Source organism: Methylobacterium terrae (assembly GCF_003173755.1).
GTDB lineage: Bacteria > Pseudomonadota > Alphaproteobacteria > Rhizobiales > Beijerinckiaceae > Methylobacterium > Methylobacterium terrae.
The window spans coordinates 3,562,098-3,579,595 of the sequence record NZ_CP029553.1 but is presented as its reverse complement, the minus strand read 5'-3'; the positions used below and the strand labels follow the sequence as shown (position 1 = coordinate 3,579,595).

At 71.4% G+C, this 17,498-nt stretch carries 17 protein-coding genes; 8 read left to right on the top strand and 9 right to left on the bottom strand.

The features are described 5' to 3' along the window. Window positions 1–27 precede the first annotated feature (27 nt). A complete protein-coding gene (locus DK419_RS16415; protein ID WP_208642358.1) occupies window positions 28–1,209 on the bottom strand; it encodes an ABC transporter substrate-binding protein in 1,182 nt (393 codons plus the stop codon). 228 nt (window positions 1,210–1,437) lie between these two features. After that, window positions 1,438–2,124, bottom strand: a complete 687-nt coding sequence (locus tag DK419_RS16410) for a histidine phosphatase family protein (RefSeq protein ID WP_109960023.1) — start codon at window positions 2,122–2,124, stop codon at window positions 1,438–1,440. A gap of 71 nt (window positions 2,125–2,195) precedes the next feature. Between DK419_RS16410 and DK419_RS16405 the strand changes: the two genes are divergently transcribed. The 4 genes from DK419_RS16405 to DK419_RS16390 all read left to right on the top strand — a co-directional run bounded on the left by DK419_RS16405 (window position 2,196) and on the right by DK419_RS16390 (window position 7,057). After that, entirely contained in the window at window positions 2,196–2,597 is a 402-nt protein-coding gene (locus tag DK419_RS16405) for a PaaI family thioesterase (protein WP_109960022.1), read from the top strand. Between the two features lie 112 nt (window positions 2,598–2,709). Further along, window positions 2,710–4,161 (top strand): MFS transporter, encoded by a 1,452-nt coding sequence (locus tag DK419_RS16400; RefSeq protein WP_109960021.1) that lies wholly within the window; start codon window positions 2,710–2,712, stop codon window positions 4,159–4,161. Window positions 4,162–4,443: 282 nt separating this feature from the next. Then, on the top strand, window positions 4,444–6,096 hold the full coding sequence (locus DK419_RS29505; RefSeq protein WP_245442471.1) for a Tle-like phospholipase domain-containing protein: 1,653 nt from the start codon (window positions 4,444–4,446) through the stop codon (window positions 6,094–6,096). A 415-nt stretch (window positions 6,097–6,511) separates the two neighbouring features. Continuing rightward, on the top strand, window positions 6,512–7,057 hold the full coding sequence (locus DK419_RS16390) for a PAS domain-containing protein (protein WP_109960020.1): 546 nt from the start codon (window positions 6,512–6,514) through the stop codon (window positions 7,055–7,057). Window positions 7,058–7,091: 34 nt separating this feature from the next. On the opposite strand, the gene DK419_RS16385 is transcribed toward DK419_RS16390, so the two are convergent. After that, on the bottom strand, window positions 7,092–8,165 hold the full coding sequence (locus tag DK419_RS16385) for an NAD(P)H-dependent flavin oxidoreductase (RefSeq protein ID WP_109960019.1): 1,074 nt from the start codon (window positions 8,163–8,165) through the stop codon (window positions 7,092–7,094). Window positions 8,166–8,567: 402 nt separating this feature from the next. Between DK419_RS16385 and DK419_RS16380 the strand changes: the two genes are divergently transcribed. Then, window positions 8,568–10,100 carry a DEAD/DEAH box helicase gene (locus DK419_RS16380; protein WP_109962345.1) on the top strand — a complete coding sequence of 511 codons (1,533 nt, stop codon included), beginning with the start codon at window positions 8,568–8,570 and terminating at the stop codon, window positions 10,098–10,100. Between the two features lie 388 nt (window positions 10,101–10,488). On the opposite strand, the gene DK419_RS16370 is transcribed toward DK419_RS16380, so the two are convergent. Then, window positions 10,489–10,740, bottom strand: a complete 252-nt coding sequence (locus tag DK419_RS16370) for a type II toxin-antitoxin system ParD family antitoxin (protein WP_109962344.1) — start codon at window positions 10,738–10,740, stop codon at window positions 10,489–10,491. Between the two features lie 144 nt (window positions 10,741–10,884). Here DK419_RS16370 and DK419_RS16365 point away from each other — a divergent pair, with 144 nt between their 5' ends. The 3 genes from DK419_RS16365 to DK419_RS16355 all read left to right on the top strand — a co-directional run bounded on the left by DK419_RS16365 (window position 10,885) and on the right by DK419_RS16355 (window position 11,879). Continuing rightward, window positions 10,885–11,070, top strand: a complete 186-nt coding sequence (locus DK419_RS16365; RefSeq protein ID WP_048432187.1) for a YegP family protein — start codon at window positions 10,885–10,887, stop codon at window positions 11,068–11,070. A gap of 142 nt (window positions 11,071–11,212) precedes the next feature. Next, window positions 11,213–11,524: a hypothetical protein gene (locus DK419_RS16360; protein WP_109960018.1), complete on the top strand. Its 312-nt coding sequence runs from the start codon at window positions 11,213–11,215 to the stop codon at window positions 11,522–11,524. A 160-nt stretch (window positions 11,525–11,684) separates the two neighbouring features. After that, window positions 11,685–11,879, top strand: coding sequence for a hypothetical protein (locus DK419_RS16355; RefSeq protein WP_048432189.1), 195 nt, complete (start codon window positions 11,685–11,687; stop codon window positions 11,877–11,879). A gap of 61 nt (window positions 11,880–11,940) precedes the next feature. On the opposite strand, the gene DK419_RS16350 is transcribed toward DK419_RS16355, so the two are convergent. The 5 genes from DK419_RS16350 to DK419_RS16330 form a co-directional block, all read right to left on the bottom strand. Continuing rightward, on the bottom strand, window positions 11,941–12,423 hold the full coding sequence (locus tag DK419_RS16350; RefSeq protein ID WP_109960017.1) for an NUDIX hydrolase: 483 nt from the start codon (window positions 12,421–12,423) through the stop codon (window positions 11,941–11,943). Between the two features lie 7 nt (window positions 12,424–12,430). After that, complete coding sequence (locus tag DK419_RS16345; RefSeq protein WP_109960016.1) at window positions 12,431–13,597, bottom strand: ABC transporter permease; 1,167 nt, start codon at window positions 13,595–13,597, stop codon at window positions 12,431–12,433. Beyond that, window positions 13,594–14,619: an ABC transporter permease gene (locus DK419_RS16340; protein WP_109960015.1), complete on the bottom strand. Its 1,026-nt coding sequence runs from the start codon at window positions 14,617–14,619 to the stop codon at window positions 13,594–13,596. The genes DK419_RS16345 and DK419_RS16340 overlap by 4 nt, the downstream gene beginning before the upstream one ends. Then, window positions 14,616–16,508: an ABC transporter substrate-binding protein gene (locus DK419_RS16335; RefSeq protein ID WP_245442468.1), complete on the bottom strand. Its 1,893-nt coding sequence runs from the start codon at window positions 16,506–16,508 to the stop codon at window positions 14,616–14,618. The genes DK419_RS16340 and DK419_RS16335 overlap by 4 nt, the downstream gene beginning before the upstream one ends. A gap of 98 nt (window positions 16,509–16,606) precedes the next feature. After that, on the bottom strand, window positions 16,607–17,488 hold the full coding sequence (locus tag DK419_RS16330) for a hypothetical protein (protein ID WP_109960013.1): 882 nt from the start codon (window positions 17,486–17,488) through the stop codon (window positions 16,607–16,609). Window positions 17,489–17,498: the final 10 nt, after the last annotated feature.

The following is a 17,498-nucleotide window of genomic DNA, read 5'->3' as shown; positions in this document are numbered from 1 at the left end:
AGCCGGTCGGTGATCCGGCCGTCGGGGTCATTTCTTCACCAGGGGGCAGCGGGAGGCCGAGAGCGGCTGGAACGCCTGCTCGCCCGGCACCGTGGCGACGAGCCGGTACAGGTCCCAGGGCCCCTTCGACTCCTCCGGCTTCTTGACCTCGAACAGGTACATGTCGTGGACCATGCGGCCGTCCTCCCGGATGCGCCCGCCCCGCGCGTAGAAGTCGTCGACGGGCGTCTCGCGCATCGCCTTCATCACGGGCGCGGTCTCGTCGGTGCCGGCCTTCGCCACCGCCTTCAGGTAGTGCGTCACCGTCGAGTAGACGCCGGCCTGGGACATGTTCGGCATCTTGCCGACGCGCTCGAAGTAGCGCTTCGACCAGGCGCGGGTCTCGTCGTTGAGGTCCCAGTAGAACCCTTCCGTGAGCAGCATGCCCTGCGTCGCCTTCAGGCCCAAGCTGTGCACGTCGCTGATGTAGACCAGCAGCCCCGCGAGCTTCTGGCCTCCCTGCGTCAGGCCGAACTCGGCGGCCTGCTTGATCGCGTTGGTGGTGTCGGCCCCCGCATTGGCGAGCCCGACGACCTTGGCGCCCGACCCCTGCGCCTGGAGCAGGAAGGACGAGAAGTCGGCGGTGTTGAGCGGCACCCGGACGCCGCCCAGCACCTTGCCGCCATTGGCCTTCACCACCGCGCCGGCATCGCGCTCGAGGTCCTGGCCGAAGGCGTAGTCGGCGGTGACGAAGTACCACGAATCGCCTCCCGCCCTGACGGTCGCGAGGGCCGTGGAGTTGGCGAGCGCGTAGGTGTCGTAGGCCCAGTGCACCGAGACCGGGGAGCAGGCCTCGTTGGTGAGCCGCACCGCGCCGGGGCCGTTGAACACGATCACCTTGTTCTTGGCCTTGGCGATGTCGGCGGCGGCGAGCGCGGTGGCGGAGGCCGCGACGTCGAGGATCGCATCGACCTTGGCCGTGTCGAACCAGGCCCGGGCGGTGGCCGCCGCGACGTCGGGCTTGTTCTGGTGGTCGGCGACCACGACCTCGACGGGGGCGCCGAGCACCTTGCCGCCGAAATCCTCCACCGCCATGCGGGCGGCCGCGGCGCTGCCGGGCCCGGTCACGTCGGCGTAGGGCCCCGACATGTCGAGCAGGAAGCCGAGGCGCACCACGCCGTTGGAGATCCTTTGCCCGTCGGAGATCGTTTGGGGGCCCGCGGCCGGCATCGGCTGCGCGCGCGCAATCCCCTGCCAGGCCATGCCAGGCAATACGGCGGCCAGCGCCGCCGCCAGAAGCGTTGTCCTCACCCGGTCCGTCCTTCGTCGAAGACGTTCGTTCGCGCGGTACGCCGTCGAGGGCGCCCGGGTGCATGGTCCGGACAAGGGGACCCGGTTGTCAACTGCGGGAGAAGCGGGGCGGCGCTGAAAAACCGGTATGACCCCGCCCCGCGGATCTCAGGCCGCCGGTCCCGCGCCCTCGGCCGTTCCGAGCCAGGGCTGGGCGTTGACGGTCCCGATCCGCCAGCCGGTGCCGTCCGGGCCGTCGTAGTGGTCGAGGCGGGTGAGCGAGCAGTTCTCGATCGCGAAGGCGAGGCCGCCCTGGGGGGCGAGGTTCAGGGCGAGCGCGATCGCCGCCCGGATCGTACCGCCATGCGCCACCGCGACGATGTCGCGGCCGCGATGCTCGGCGGTGAGTTCGGCGATCGCGGCGTTCACCCGGCCGCACAGTTCCGAGAAGCTCTCGCCGCCCGGCGGGCGCTCGTCGGCGGGGGCGAACCAGTAGCTCGCGGCGAGCGGCTGGCGCTCGGCGAAGAAGCGGGTCCGGTCCTGGCCCTGCCAGTCGCCGAGATCCTGCTCGGCGAGGGCCGGCAGGGCGGTGAGGCGCGGCCCCGCGCCGTCGACCGTGAAGTCCCCGGCCTGCCAGAGCGCCTCGGCGGTCTGGCGGGTGCGGCCGAGATGGCTCGCGACCCAGACCGCGCCGCGGGGCAGCACCGGGGCGAGGCTGGAGAAGACGTGCGCGTCGCCGCAATCGCACGCGATGTCGCTGCCGCCGTAGATGCGGCCGCCGTCGCCCCGCACGGGGGCGTGGCGCACCCACCACCAGCGGGTGCGGACGAACGGGGAGGGGGTGGCGGTGCTCATGACCCGTCATACCGCGAATTGCCAGGCCGGCGAACTCTCCGCATAGGTGCGGCATGTGGAGGACGGACCGGATGGACGCGGCGGACGACGGCATGATCTACGGGGCGGACATCCCGTTCGCCCGGCTCTGCGGCATCGAGGCGCTGGAGGTCGTCGAGGGGCGCACGCGCCTGCGCCTGGCGCTCGGGCCGCAGCACGGCAACAACCTCGGCATCGCCCATGGCGGCATCCTGTGCACGCTCCTCGACATCGCCATGGGGACGGTGGCCCGGCTCACCGCCGGCCGGCCGGTGGTGACCCTCGACATGCAGACCCGCTTCCTCTCGCCGGGCCACGGCGTGCTCCTCGCCGAGGGGCGGGTGGCGCGGGCCGGCCAGTCGATCCTGTTCTGCGACGCCGAGATCCGCGACGAGGCCGGGCGGGTGGTGGCGACCGCGACGGGGGTGTTCAAGCCGGTCGGCGCCAAGGGTTAGACGACGGGGTCGGGGGCGTCGCGAAGGTTTCCGGCGTGTTGCGGGTTCCCGTCGCGCCCCCGGGAGCCATCTTCGGGGAGGCAGGTCAGGCCTGCCAGCCGGAAGGGCCCCGATGACGCGTTCCCTCACCCCCCGCGCCGCCCCCGGCGGCGTGATCGAGACCGACGTCTCGGCCCGGCTCGACCGGCTGCCGTGGGGCCGGTTCCACACCCTGGTGGTGCTCGCGCTCGGGATCACCTGGGTGCTCGACGGGCTCGAGGTGACGCTGGCGGGCGCGCTCGCCGGCGCCCTCAAGGCGAGCCCGACGCTCCGGTTCTCCAACGCCGAGATCGGCCTTGCCACGTCGAGCTACCTCGCCGGGGCGGTGCTGGGGGCGGTCGGCTTCGGCTGGCTCACCGACCGGCTCGGGCGCAAGAAGCTCTTCTTCATCACGCTCGCGGTCTACCTCGCGGCCACCGCCGCCACCGGCCTGTCCTGGAACCTGTGGAGCTTCTGCCTCTTCCGCTTCCTCACCGGCGCGGGCATCGGCGGCGAGTACACGGCGATCAACTCGACGATCCAGGAGCTGATCCCGGCGAGGGCGCGCGGCTGGACCGACCTCGTCATCAACGGCAGCTTCTGGCTCGGCGCGGTGCTCGGCGCCGGCACCTCGCTGATCGTGCTCGACCCGGCCCTGTTCGGGCCGGATACGGGCTGGCGCGTCGCCTTCGGCCTCGGCGCGTTCCTCGGGCTGATCATCCTGTTCCTGCGCACCTGGATCCCCGAGAGCCCGCGCTGGCTGATGACCCACGGGCGGCACGAGGAGGCCGAGGCGCTGGTCGCCGGGATCGAGGCGCGCTTTCGCGCCGAGGGGCACGCCCTGACGCAGGGCCCGTTCCCGAAGGCGCGCCTGCGCCAGCGCACCCACACCCCGCTCTCCGAGGTGTTCTCCGCGCTCAAGACCTACCGGCAGCGGGCCTGGGTGGGTCTCGCCCTGATGTCGGCCCAGGCCTTCTTCTACAACGCGATCTTCTTCACCTACGCGCTGATCCTGATCGACTTCTACCAGGTGCCGGCGGACGGGGTCGGCTGGTACATCCTGCCCTTCGCGGCCGGCAACTTCCTGGGGCCGGTGCTGCTCGGGCGGCTGTTCGACACGCTCGGTCGCAAGCCGATGATCGCCCTCACCTACGGGATGTCGGGCGTGCTGCTGGCGCTCAGCGGGCTCGCCTTCCAGCAGGAGCTCGTCACCGCGACGACCCTGACGCTCTGCTGGATGGCGGTGTTCTTCTTCGCCTCCGCGGCGGCGAGCTCGGCCTACCTCACCGTGAGCGAGGTGTTTCCCCTCGAGATCCGGGCGCTCGCCATCGCGCTGTTCTACGCCGTCGGCACCTCGGTCGGGGCGGTGGGGCCGGCCCTGTTCGGCGTGCTGATCGAGGGGCACTCGCGGACCGCGATCCTCGGCGGCTACCTGCTCGCCTCCGTGCTGATGATCGCGGCCGGCGCGGTGGCCGGCATCTGGGGGGTTGCGGCGGAGCGCAAGTCGCTGGAGGACGTGGCAAAGCCGCTGGCGGCGGAGGAGTAGGGGTCCGGCCCGACCGCGCACGGCCCTCGCCGCGTTCGGGCCGGCATGCGGAGCGATGCCCGTTCCTGTCGCGGCGGGGTCCGTGACGATGCCGGCGATCCGTGCCGACGCGTACGGGACGGCTCACGCTCGAGCGCCTCAAACTATTCTACTCATGAAGTCGCACTGGCGCCGCGTGGCGAAAGCCGGCATCGTCATCTCCTGCCCAATCGAATGGCACGACAAGCAATCATCGAGAGGAAAGACGTTTCGAAAAATTCTATACGCCGCGGAGGAAAAGCCATGCCGGCCCCGACCACGCAGAATTTCTTCGACGCCTCGAACTGGGTCTACGGCTACAGCGACAGCGATGCGCTGCCGCCGATCCCGATCGGCCTAACGCCGTTCGACTACGAGGCCGGGCGTTTCGATTCCGGCCTGCTGCCGAGCGGGTTCCACGGCGCGGCCTTCCTCATCCCCGGCGCGGAGCCGCAGGTCGTCATTGCTGTCGAGGGCACCGACGTCTCGGGCCTCGACATCCGGCCCGACTTCCTCCTGGCGCAGATCGAGGCGGATGTGAGCCTCTTCGTCGGGGTGGTCCCGCAGGCGCTGCGCGACGCGGCGAGCTTCACCCAGCAGGTGCTCGCCGCGGCGGCCCGGCAGCACATCCCGGCCGGCCAGGTCCACCTCACCGGCCATTCCCTCGGGGCCGCGGCGGCGTCCTACGCCTCGACGCGGACGGGCCTCGACGGGACGACCTTCGCGGCACCGGGGCTGCCCTCCGACACGGTTCCGTTCGGCGGCGCCGGCGCCCTCACCAACTACGTCGATTACGGCGATCCCGTCGGGAATTACAGCGCCACCCCGATCAACATCGAGGACGGGTTCCTCTACTCGGGCGCGATCCGGCGCGTCGGCGCTCCGAGCTACACCGGGGACATCCTGGAAGCCGGGGCCCTCGCCGCGGCGGCGGCCGCGGCGGCGCCGGGCAACAGCGATCCGGTGCGCGCCGCCGGCCTCCTCGGGCTCGGGGCCCTGGCGGCGGAGAACCACCCGCTGACGCATTACGGCGAGGACCTGAACCTCCTCCTCACCGACACGCCCGTGCTGGCCGACGCCAGCCGGATCGTCTCCGGCAAGGACTACGCCCAGTTCTACGGCGACATCATCGACCGGAATTTCCTCGTCGGCGACGCGTTCTACGCCATCCGCAATCCCGACGTGCGCGCCGCCGGCATCGATGCGGAGCAGCACTACGCGGAATACGGCTGGCGCGAGGGCCGCGACCCCGACGCCTTCTTCTCCACCAGGGGCTATCTCGCCGCCAACCCGGACGTGCGCGCGGCGAACGTCGACCCGCTGCAGCACTTCGACCAGACGGGCTGGCGGCAGGGGCGCGATCCGTCGGCGGCGTTCGATACCGGGCTCTACCTCCGGAACAACCCGGACGTCGCCGCCGCCGGGATCGACCCGCTCGCCCATTACCTGCAATACGGCCGGGCCGAGGGCCGGAAGATCGATGCCGCCATCGGGCCGACCGCCTCGTTCACCCGCGGGTCGTTCGACGCCGAATACTATCTCCTCGCTAATTCCGACGTGGCGGCGGTCGCCCTGGCCCGCGGCGGCGACACGATCGGCTACGCCTACGCGCATTACGAGCAGTACGGCTGGCGCGAAGGGCGCGATCCGAACGCGTTCTTCGACACCAAGGGCTACCTCGACGCCTATCAGGACGTGAAGGCGGCCGGGATCGACCCGCTGATGCATTACGACCAGTACGGCTGGAAGGAGGGCCGCGATCCGTCGAAGGCCTTCGACTCGACGGCCTATCTCGCGGCCTACGGCGACGTGCGGGCGGCCGGGATCGATCCGCTGACGCATTACCTGCAATACGGCGCCCTGGAGGGCCGCTCGACCTTCGCGGACGGCAGCTTCGGCGCCGGCGCCGTCGGCTGAGCGGCACGCGGCGCACCCGATCGCGGGGCGAGCCGATCGCGAGAGGACCTGCGCCATGTCCGCTCATGGTCCAGATCCGGCGACGGCCGTCCGGCGCGCGCTCGCGACCGCCCTCGGTCCGGATTCGCGGACCGGAGCCGCAGGCATTCCGGCGCGCCGGCGAGGTCGCCGGACGCCGCCTCCTCGGAAAACGGACGTTCGCGCGGGATGCCGAGGCCGTCCGCGATCCGCCACAGCCTCGAGGCTCTAAGAATTTATTCTTTTCCAGGCGGGCGGCCCCATAGAGGCTCGCGGAAATGGCGCCATAACCTTTGCAAGCGGCGGACACGATTTCTCGCGGCGGGGCATGGAAACGGAAATCGCCGTCTGGCACTATGCTCTTACAAACATGTTCGGCTCACCCGAGACGGCGCTAATGATCTTCACGACAGATTCGTCAGGGTCCCTCTCTCACATCAGTCCGGAATGGACGACGCTGACGGGTCAGGAGATCACGGCCGCAGCGGAGGGCGGCTGGCTCGCCTGCGTCCACGAGGCCGACCGGGGCACCGTCCAGGAGGTGTTCACGACGGCCGCCGCGACGGTGAGCGAGTTCAGCGTGCGCTTCCGGCTCTGCTTCGCGGATGGGAGCGTGCGCTGGGTCGGGGCGGGGGGCGTTCCGTCCTACGGACCGCCCGATCGCACCTTCATCGGCTATCTCGGCTCCGTGATCGAGATCGCGTCCGGCGCGTCGGACGCCGCGGGCGCCTACGGCAATATCGGGCGGTACCTGCCTCCCCCGACCCACCCGACCACGATGCCGGGCGATTCCCTCGACCGGATCGCCGACCACCTGATCATGGCGCATTCCCTGATCGAGGAGGATGGCGGCAAGCCCGCCTTGCCCGCCCTGCGCGCAGCCCTGTTCGAGATCGGGCGGGCCCTGGCCCGCAGGACCCCGCAGATGTCGAAGCTCAACTGAAGTACCGCGGCCGCCGGCGGCGCGACGAAGCGGTCTACCGCAGTATGGCCCGCGCGCCCTCCCAGATCCGCCCGACCGCCTCGCCCGCCGGCTCCGCCCGGGCGAGACCGGCCGCCTGCCCGGCCCAGGCCTGCATCCGGCCGAGATCGCCGGCCTTGGCCGCCGCCTCGCGCATCCCTTGCGTCAGGCCGCGCTGGACCGGGTAGGGGGCCGGCGCCGGCGCGGCCGGCTCCGCGGCGGCCGCCACGTAGGCGGTGGCGAGGCTGCGGCCGGCGCGGCCGCTGAAGGCGCGGGTGAGGCGGGTCTCCTCGGGCCGGGCGCGGCCGAGGGCGTCGGCCCAGGCCGCCGGGATGCCGGCCTCGGGGCAGCGCAGGAAGCCGGTGCCGACCTGCACGGCGCTGGCGCCGAGGAGCAGCGCGGCGGCCGCTCCGCGGGCATCGGCGATGCCGCCGGTGGCCACCACCGGGATCTCGACGGCATCGACCACCGCCGGCAGCAGCGCCATCAGGCCGACCGTCTCGGCCTCCGCCCGCGCCGGATCGAAGCGGCCGCGATGGCCCCCGGCCTCGGCGCCCTGCGCCACCACCGCGTCGGCCCCGGCGGCCTCGGCCGCCAGCGCCTCCTGCACCGTCGAGACCGTGGCCCACCAGGCGATGCCGCGCGCCTTGAGGCGGGCGACGTAATCCGGCGGGTAGAGCCCCATGATCGAGGAGACGACGCGCGGGCGGGCCTCGATCAGGGCCTCGCACTGCGCGGCGAAGTCCGGCGGCGCCGCGTCGCCGGCCTCCGGCGGCACCGCCGGGCCGAAGCCGCCGAGGAAGTCGCGCACGCGCGCCTCGTGGGCGGGGTCGCGGACAGGAGCCGGGTCGGGGATCCACAGGTTGATCTGGAAGGGACCGGCCTCCCGCACCGAATCGGCCCAGGCGAGGATCGCCGCCGGCTGCATCAGCAGCGCGCCGCAGGCCCCGAGCCCGCCCGCCCGGATCACCGCGACCGAGAGCGCCGGCGGGCAGGCCCCGGCCATCGGGGCGAGGAGCAGCGGCAGCCGCAGGCCGTAGGCGGCGGCGAAGGCGTCTGCGCGGGCGAGGGCGGGGTGGCCGGCGGACATGCGGGCGGGCTCCGGGCGGGTTGGACGGGCAAGACCTCCCGGCGGGAATTCCCGGCAGGAAATCTCGGCGGGGCCTCTCGGAGCGTATCAATCACCCCCCGCCCGGCCCGCGCAAGACGGGCGGGGGTGCCGCGCAAGCGCCGCAGGGCCCGCCGATTGACTTCGCACCCGCACAACGCCATATGGCGGATTGCAGCGTCAGCGGCCGATCGCGGTCCGCTCGAGAGGGCTGCGTGACGGATTTCGCCGCGGCACCTGCGCGGCAGGCCCGGCCCTCTCTTAATCGCTCGTCCCTCGGACCGCTCCATCACGCGGGCGGTCTCCCGACATCGGATCGCGATGAGGGCCGTGCCGTGCACGCGCCTTGCGGCGATCCCGCTGCCAAATTCCAAGAAGATCAACTTGACCCAGTTCACCGATTTCGGCCTCGCGGCGCCGATCCTGAAGGCGCTCGCCCAGGCCGGCTACGTCACGCCGACCCCGATCCAGGCGCAGGCGATCCCGCCGGCCATGCAGGGCAAGGACCTGTGCGGCATCGCCCAGACCGGCACCGGCAAGACCGCGTCCTTCGCGCTGCCGATCCTCCACCGTCTCGCCTCCGACGCGGCCAAGCCCGCGCCGCGCCGCAGCTGCCGCGTGCTGGTGCTCGCGCCCACCCGCGAGCTCGCCAGCCAGATCGCCGACAGCTTCAAGGAGTACGGCCAGTTCCTGAAGCTCACCACCACGGTGGTGTTCGGCGGCGTCACCATCGGCCGCCAGGAGCGGGCGCTCGCGGGCGGCGTCGACGTGCTGGTCGCCACCCCGGGCCGGCTCCTCGACCTGATCGACCGCCGCTCGCTCACCCTCGACGGCGTCGAGTACCTCGTCCTCGACGAGGCCGACCAGATGCTCGACCTCGGCTTCATCCACGCCCTCAAGCGCATCGTGAAGCTGCTGCCGGCCCAGCGCCAGAGCCTGTTCTTCTCGGCCACCATGCCGAAGAACATCGCCGGCCTCGCCGACCAGTACCTGAAGAACCCGGTCCAGGTCGCGGTGACCCCGGTCGCCACCACTGCCGAGCGGGTCGACCAGAAGGTCGTCTTCGTGCCGACCGGCTCGAAGCAGTCGCTGCTCGGCACGATCCTGCGCGACGAGGCGATCGACCGGGTGCTGGTCTTCACCCGCACCAAGCACGGCGCCGACCGCGTGGTGCGCGGCCTCGAGCGCGACGGCATCGGCTCGGCGGCGATCCACGGCAACAAGTCGCAGCCGCAGCGCGAGCGGGCGCTCGCCGCCTTCCGGGCCGGCACCTGCCGGGTGCTGGTGGCCACCGACATCGCTGCCCGCGGCATCGACGTCGACGGCGTGTCCCACGTCGTCAACTTCGACCTGCCGAACGTGCCGGAGGCCTACGTCCACCGCATCGGCCGCACCGCGCGCGCCGGCAAGGACGGCCTCGCGATCTCGTTCTGCAACGACGAGGAGCGCGCCTACCTGCGCGACATCGAGCGCCTGACCCGCCAGAAGGTGCCGGTGATGGCGATCCCCGAGGGCTTCGTGCCCCCGAGCCGCGAGGAGGCCGCGCAAGCCGTGGCCGAGGCCGAGCGCGACCGGCGGCAGCCCGGCTCGGGCCCGCGCGGCCAGCGCCCCGGCGGCGGCCGCCAGGGCCAGCCGGCCGGTCGGCAGGGCCAGCCGCGCCACGGCGCCGGCCGTCCGCAGGAGCACCGCGAGCCCCGCGCCGATGGCCGCGGCGGCCACGAAGGCCGTCAGGCCCGCCCGCAGGGCCAGGGCCAAGGTCGCCCGCAGGGCCAGGGCCAAGGTCGCCCGCAGGGCCAGGGGCCGGGCCGTCCTCAGGGCGGCCAGCGCGCCGACGGCAACCGCCAGCAGCGCCCGGCGGGCGGCGGGGCTAACCGCGACGGCCGCTCGATCGGCTGGCTCGACCGCGCTCCGCGCTGAGCGGCCTGATTCGCGTTGAATGACGAGAGGCCCGCGCTCCGGACAGGAGCGCGGGCCTCTCGCGTTCGGGGCCCGACCATCCGCGCGAAGCGGGTGCTTCTCACGACAGGAGATCTTCCCAACCCCGACGGCCGTGCCGCACACGCACGATCAGGGCGTGATCCTGCCCGACGGTGTCGACGATCAGGTGCGAACGGTAGAGGGATGAAGTCGGACGGGTGGGGGCGGATCAGGCCGCTCGCGTGCCATGAGCGGATTGCCCGGGAGCAGGTCGAACGCGCGAAAGAGGCCCGCCTCATAGGCCTCCGCCTGAGCATGGCGGAAATTGAGAACGCTGTATGCGAACAGGGGGAGATATCCTCATCGGCCTGCCGGGTCGTCTTGAAGATCATGACGTCTTCGTCGCGGCGACGAGCTTGTCCCGGCCGAGACGGCGAATGTCATCGGGCGTCCGATCGCTGTTGCCGCGGGGCGTTCCCGCATCCACCAGAGCCTGCAACTCGCCGAGCCTGTCGGCACGCTCCTGATCGCGCCGGATCAGGTCGCGCACGGAGTCGCTCGCGTTGCTGGACCGGCCGCTGCGGGACTGCGCCTCGACCCACTCCTTCATGGGATCGGGCAGCGAAATGTTCATCGTCATCTCCTTGCCCCCGACAGGGCGGCAGAAGTTGACAATCTTCGTCAAAGCCAGCGGGATACGACGGGACTGGGGTCGTCCGTCGTTGCCGCTTCGGCTCGGCACACCATCTTCCTGGACGGCCATGCCGAACACAGGAGACCCGCGATGCGCTTCGAACTCTATCGCGACGGCAAGGGCGAGTGGCGCTGGCGCCTGCGGGCCGAGAACGGCGAGGTGGTGGCCGATTCGGGCGAGGGCTACGTGCGCCGCGAGGATTGCGAGCACGGCATCGCCCTGGTGAAGGGCGCGACCAACGCCCGGGTCGTCGACATGACGCTCAAGATGGCGTGACGGCTCGATCGCCAGCCCTTCGGCCGGCAGGTCATCGTTCACCTTGTGACGCAAACCCGCGCAACGCTTTCCAGTCCCCGCGCGTTTCCGCCGTCCATGCCTCCGTCCGGCGGCATGCCCGTACGAGTGAGGGACCGACCACGTGCTGAAGACCGTGATGCTGGCCGCTGGCCTGATCCTGGGCGGCGCCGCCGTCCTGCCGCAGGCTGCCACCGCCGCTCCGCTGACCGAGCCGGCCGCCGCCCAGGCGCCCGCGGCCTCCGTGCCGACGGCCTGGGCGCAATACGGCTACGGCTACGGCCGCCACCGCCATTTCGGCCCCCGCTACGGCTACGGCTACCGCCGCCACTTCGGCCCGCGCTACGGCTTCCGCGGGCCGCGTCACTTCGGCCATCGCCACTGGGGCCACCGCGGCTACGGGTACGGCCCGCGGGGCTACTATCGCGGTTTCTAAGATCCGTCGGGAGCGGGCCGCCCCATCCGGGGCGGCCTCGCCACACTCTCGCCCCATCTATGACCTTGGCTGTAAGAGCTCGGCCGTTCCGGCGGCCGGGCTTGGCTCATGGTGGGTCCGCCCGAGCGGCGGGACCGCCCCACAACCAAGGGGAACCGGAATGCCGCACACCATCGCGGAGCGCCGCCGGCGCGTCGAAGCGCAGCTTCAGGACTACGAGCGGATGCTCGCCGAGATCCGCTCCTCGGCGGGCCTGGGCGCCAACAGCCGCGCCCTCCAGCTCCAGCATGCCCGCCTGATCTCCCAGGCGCGCACCGAACTCGCGTCGCTCGACGCCGAACTCTCCCGCGCGTAACTCTCCCGCGCGTAAGGAATCTCCCGCGCGCAAGGAATCTCCCGCGCGTGAGCGGCAGACGTCACCCGGTCCCGCGGCTCCCCGCGGGACCCTCGAGGGCGGCGAGGGCCGCATCGTAGAGCGCCACGACATCCTCCGGGTAGATCTGCATCGGCGGCGCCGCGAGCTCCGCCCGCGTCCACCAGCGATGCTCGGCCAGGACCTCCGCCTCGTGCGGCGTCCACCCGTCGCGGGAGAGGGGACCGGCCCCGGCCCGCACGGCGAAGAACCGCTCCCGCGCCCGCACCTGCTCGCCGTCGACCAGCCGCATCGTGAACACGCGCTCGCCGATCTCCGGCGCGGCGGCCGGGCAGGGCAGGCCGGTCTCCTCGCGCAATTCCCGGATGGCGGCGTCGGAGTAGCTCTCGCCCGGCTCGACGGCGCCGCCCGGCGTCGCCCAGTACTCCTCGCCGGCGAGCGCGCCATCGCGGAAGACGAAGCGGAACAGGAGCAGCCGGTCCTCGCCGTCGAGGACGAGGAGCCGGGAGGCGGGGCGCTCGCGCATGGCCGCCCTAGTGGTACGGGTCGGCCGCGTCGCGCAGACCGTCGCCGAGGAAGTTGAAGGCCAGCACCACGATCACCACCGGCAGGATCGGCGCCAGGAGCCACGGGTGGAGCTGCACTGCCGCAAGGTTCTGCGCCTCGTTGAGCAAGACGCCCCAGCTCGTCACCGGCGGGCGCAGGCCCAATCCTAAGAACGACAGGGCCGTCTCGCCGAGGATCATCGAGGGGATCGACAGGGTCGCCGAGGCGATCAGGTGGCTCATGAAGTTCGGGATCAGGTGGCGGGCGATGATCCGGCTCTTCGAGGCCCCCATCAGCTCGGCGGCGCGGACGTAATCCTCCTCGCGGAGCGCCAGGAGCTTCGAGCGCACCGCGCGGGCGAGGCCCGGCCAGTCGAGCAGCCCGAGGATCAGCGTGATGCCGAAGAAGACCAGGATCGGGCTCCAGTTCGGCGGCAGCGCCGCCGACAGCGCGAGCCAGAGCGGCAGTTCGGGCAGCGAGCGCAGGATCTCGATCACGCGCTGGATCACGTTGTCGACCCAGCCGCCGAGATAGCCGGCGAGCCCGCCGAAGAACAGCCCGAGGGCGAAGGACACCGCGATGCCGACGAGACCGACGGTGAGCGAGATCCGCGCGCCCGAGATGATGCGCGAGAGGAGGTCGCGCCCGAGCCGGTCGGTGCCGAGCAGGAACATCGTCCCGTCCTTGGGCGGACAGACAAGGTGCCAGTCGGTGTCGATCAGGCCCCAGAACGCGTAGGCCTCGTCGCGGCAGAAGAAGCGCAGGGGCTGCACCTTGGTGCGGTCCACCGTGTAGTCGCGGTGGAAGGTCTCGATGTTGAAGGTGAAGTGGTAGGGATGGGTGTAGGGGCCGACGAGGCGGCCCTCGTGGAACAGGTGGATCGATTGCGGCGGGGCGTACAGGTAGTCGCCGTGGCGCTTGGCCGGGTTGTAGGGCGCGATCACCTCGACGAACGGGATCAGGGCGTAGAAGGCGATCAGGATCAGCCCCGCCGCCACCGCGACCCGGTGCTTGCGGAACTTCCACCAGGTCAGGCGCCAGGACGAGGCGCGGTCGACGGCGCTGCTCTCCGCCCCCACCGGCTCGGTGCGGCCGGGATCGAAGGCTGCGGCGTCGACGAAGTGATGCGGCCGGTCGCGCAACTCGAGGCTCATCGGCCGCCTCCCCCGAGACGGATGCGCGGATCGAGCCAGGCGAGCAGCAGGTCGGAGATCAGCATGCCGATCACGGTGAGCATCGCCACGAACATCAGGATGAAGCCGGCCAGGAACTGGTCCTGGCTCTTGAGCGCGGCGAGCAGGATCGGCCCGACGGTCGGCAGGCTCAGCACCAGCGACACCAGCACCGAGCCCGAGATGAGGTGGGGCAGGAGGTTGCCGATATCGGCGATGAACGGGTTCAGCGACATCCGGAACGGGTATTTCAAGAGCGCCCGGGTCGGCGGCAGGCCCTTGGCCCGGGCGGTGACGACGTATTGCTTGCCCAGCTCGTCGAGGAGGTTGGCGCGCATCCGCCGGATCATCGCGGCGGTGCCGCCGAGCCCGATCACCAGGGTCGGGACGACGAGGTGGGCCATGAGCGAGCGCACCTTGTCCCAGCTCCAGGGCTGGCCCGCATAGGCGCTGTCGAACAACCCGCCGATCGACACACCGAACCAGCGGTTGGCGTAGAACAGCATCACCAGCGCCAGCAGGAAGGACGGGGTGGCAAGGCCGATATAGCCGATGAAGGTCGCGACGTAGTCGCCGATCGAGTATTGCCGCGTCGCCGAGTAGATCGCGATCGGGATCGAGACCAGGTGGACGAAGATCACCACCGCGAGATTGACGACGAGCGTCAGCCACAGCGCGTCGCCGACCACCTCGCGCACCGGGCGGTCGTACTCGAACGACCAGCCCCAGTTGCCCTGGATCAGGCCGTTGAAGGCGCCCTCGGGATTGGGCCACAGCCCGATCCACCGCAGGTACTGCTCCCAGACCGGGCGGTCGAGGCCGTATTGCTGCATCAGGAACTGCGCCTTGGCGACGGAGGCCGCCTCGCCCTGCGAGCGCAGCTCGGCGATCTGGTTGGTGAGGAAGTCGCCCGGCGGCAGCTTGATGATGACGAAGACGAGGGCGGAGATGATGAGCAGCGTGACCGCCATGGTGAGGAGGCGGCGGGCGAGGTAGCGGATCACCGCGACGCCTCCTTGGGGTTCGGCCCCCAGTAGAACTGGTCCATGCGGTAGATGCCGATGAGCGCCGTCGGCTTCCAGCTGTAGGTCTCTTTGTCGGGCACGTTGAGGAGCCGGGTCTTGGCGACGACCGGCTGCAGCGCCCCCGAGACCGTGCCGATCACCCACTGGTTCTCGGCGCGGTTCTGCAGCATCTCGCCCCAGATCCTCGCCTGCTCGGCATTGTCGGCGGTGGCCATCCAGCGGGCGTTGAGGTCGATCAGCACCTTCGCCGCGGGGATGTCGCAGGGCTCGCCCTCCTTGCCCCTTGTCTCGACGTACTGGCCCCATTTCGGCCAGGCATAGGTGTCCTGGTGGACCGGGGCGAGTTCGTCGGGCGACATCTCGGCGGTCGGCATCGCGAGGTCGAGCCCTTGCGCCGCCACCATCACGGCGGCGCCCGAATAGGCGCGGTTGCGCAGGACCGTGCGGTCCTGCGGCTTGACGAACAGCTTGACCCCGACCTCGCGCCAGAATTCCGAGATGAGGGTCAGCCCGTCGGTGAGCATGCTGCTCTCGCCGTCAGTCTCGACCACGATCTCGAGCTCGCGCCCGTCGGGCAGGAGGCGGATGCCGGCGCCGTTGCGCCGGGTCAGCCCAACCTCGTCGAGGAGGCGCGAGGCTTGCGCCGGGTCGTAACCGGCGTAGAGCGTGCGATATTCCGGCTTGTAGAGCGGGCTCTTCTCGACGACCGTGTCGTTGCCCTCGGTGCCGAGGCCGAACAGCAGGGCGTTGTTGAGGGTGCGCCGGTCGATGGCGAGCGACAGGGCGCGGCGGTAGCGCAGGTCGCGGTTGAGCCCGCGCCAGACCGGATCGGTGACGGTCAGGTTCGGATAGAGTGCCAGTTCCGAGCCGCGGGCCGTGGGCCAGAGATGGGTGCGGTAGCCCTTGGCGCGCTCGCCCTCGCGCAGGATCGGGATGTCCTCCATGTTGAGGCCGCGGAAGAGGAGGTCGGCCTCGCCCGCATTGGCCTTGGCGGCGAGGAGCCCGCCCGCCGCCACGTCCATCAGAACCTTGTCGATGTAGGGCAGTTGCTGCCCGTTGGCGTCGACCCGGTGGTAGTAGGGGTTGCGCACGAAGACGAAGCGGGCCGCCGGCGCGGTATTGGTGACGCGCCAGGGCTGGAGCGTCGGCAGGTCCGGGTTGGTCTGCTCGAACATCGCGTCGAGCCGGTTGTGGAGGGCCGCCCAGCCCTTGACCTTGGCCTGCTTCACCAGCGGCTCGATCTCGGCCTTCGGCGTGTAGCGCGGGTTGAACTTCTTCAGGTAGTGGGCCGGCCGGTAGACGAAGGGATCGCGCGGCGAGGCGAGTTCGGGCAGGAAGCGCGGGTTCGGCTTGTCCCAGGTGAACCGGACGTGGAGCGGATCAATCACCTCGAAGCGGGGCGGCTGCCCGTCGACCATCATGAATTCCGGCGGGCCGGAGGGGCTCAGCTCCTTGTTGAGGGCGACGTCCTCCCACCAGTAGCGGATGTCCTCCGCCGTGAAGGGCTGGCCGTCGGACCAGCGATGGCCCTCGCGCAAGGTGAAGGTGTAGACCCTGTCGCCGTCGTTCTCGAATTTTTCGAGGATATCGGCCTTGAACGCCAGCGTCTCGTCGTAACCGACGAGGCGGGTGTAGCTGTAGGTCGAGATGTAGCGGATGTCGCGGGCCTTCGAGACCAGCGTGACGATGTCGCCGCCGGGCTTGCCGAGCTGGCGGCCTTGTCCGGTGGAATCGACGACCAGGGGTTGCTTGGGGAGGCGGTCGGAGGCGGAGTCGGCCGCGAGGGCGGGGAAGCCGAGCAGCGGCAGCAGAACTGACAGAACAGCGACGTGCCACCAACCCTCCCCCCTCTGCGGGGAAGGGTGCACGGCGCACGCGTGCTTCGCACTCGCAGCCGGGCACCCGCCCCCGCAGAGGGAGGAGGGTTCGGAGGCGGCGCTCGTGAAAAGACGTCGGAACCGAGGCGTCATGTCCCGTCCCTCCCGTGCAGGCGCACCCAGGTGATGCGGGTGGGCGAGTAGCCGGTCGCGGCGTGCAGATCGTCGAAGGCTTGGGTGGCGGCGATGGCGCTGCGGGCGGCCGTCGCCTCCGGGTCGTCGGGGCGGTAGACGAATTCGCGGCCGTTGCGGCGCCAGCGCACCGGCTCGCCGGAGCGGGGCGCCGTCAGCATCGCGATCGTCGGGAAGGCCGGCCCCCCGTGGGCGTGCAGGCGGTGGGCCGCCGCGTCGTCGTCGAAGATCAGACGCGTCAGGCCGCGCTCGCGCGCCTCCAGCACCCGGCGGGCCTGGCTGATGTGGTCGTCGAAGAAGCCGACGGCGCGGTCCGGATCGAGGTGCGGCAGGCGCGCCGCCGACCAGTCGCCGGCGTGGTAGCGCGCGCGGGCATCGCGGTAGCGCAGGCCGGAGAGGTCGGGATCGAAGCAGAAGATCTCGGCGTCGGGGCAGGCCTGGCGCATCACCCAGGTGGTGAGCCCGCGAAACACCCCCGATTCGACGATCACCTCGGGGTTGAGCGCCCGCATCAGCACGTAGAGCTGGAGCGCGCCGTTGAAGCCGTTGCCGCCGCGCTTCTGCGCCACCGGCGCCGAGGCGATCAGGTCCCAGAAGGTCGCGACCGCGGGTGCGGCCCCGCCGGGCAGGGGCAGGCCGGCCTGGCGCAAGTCGCCGTCGAGGCGCTCGGCCGCCGCCGCGATCAGCGCGTCGGTCTCGGGCGCGGAGAGCGGGCGGTGGTTCCAGTCCGACACCGCCGGGACGAGGTCGTAGCCGAGCCGGTCGAACAGGCGGCCGAGGAAACGGCGGCGCAGCCGCTCGAGGAGGGGGTGGGGACGGAGGGCGGCGCCGTGGGACATCGTCAACTCA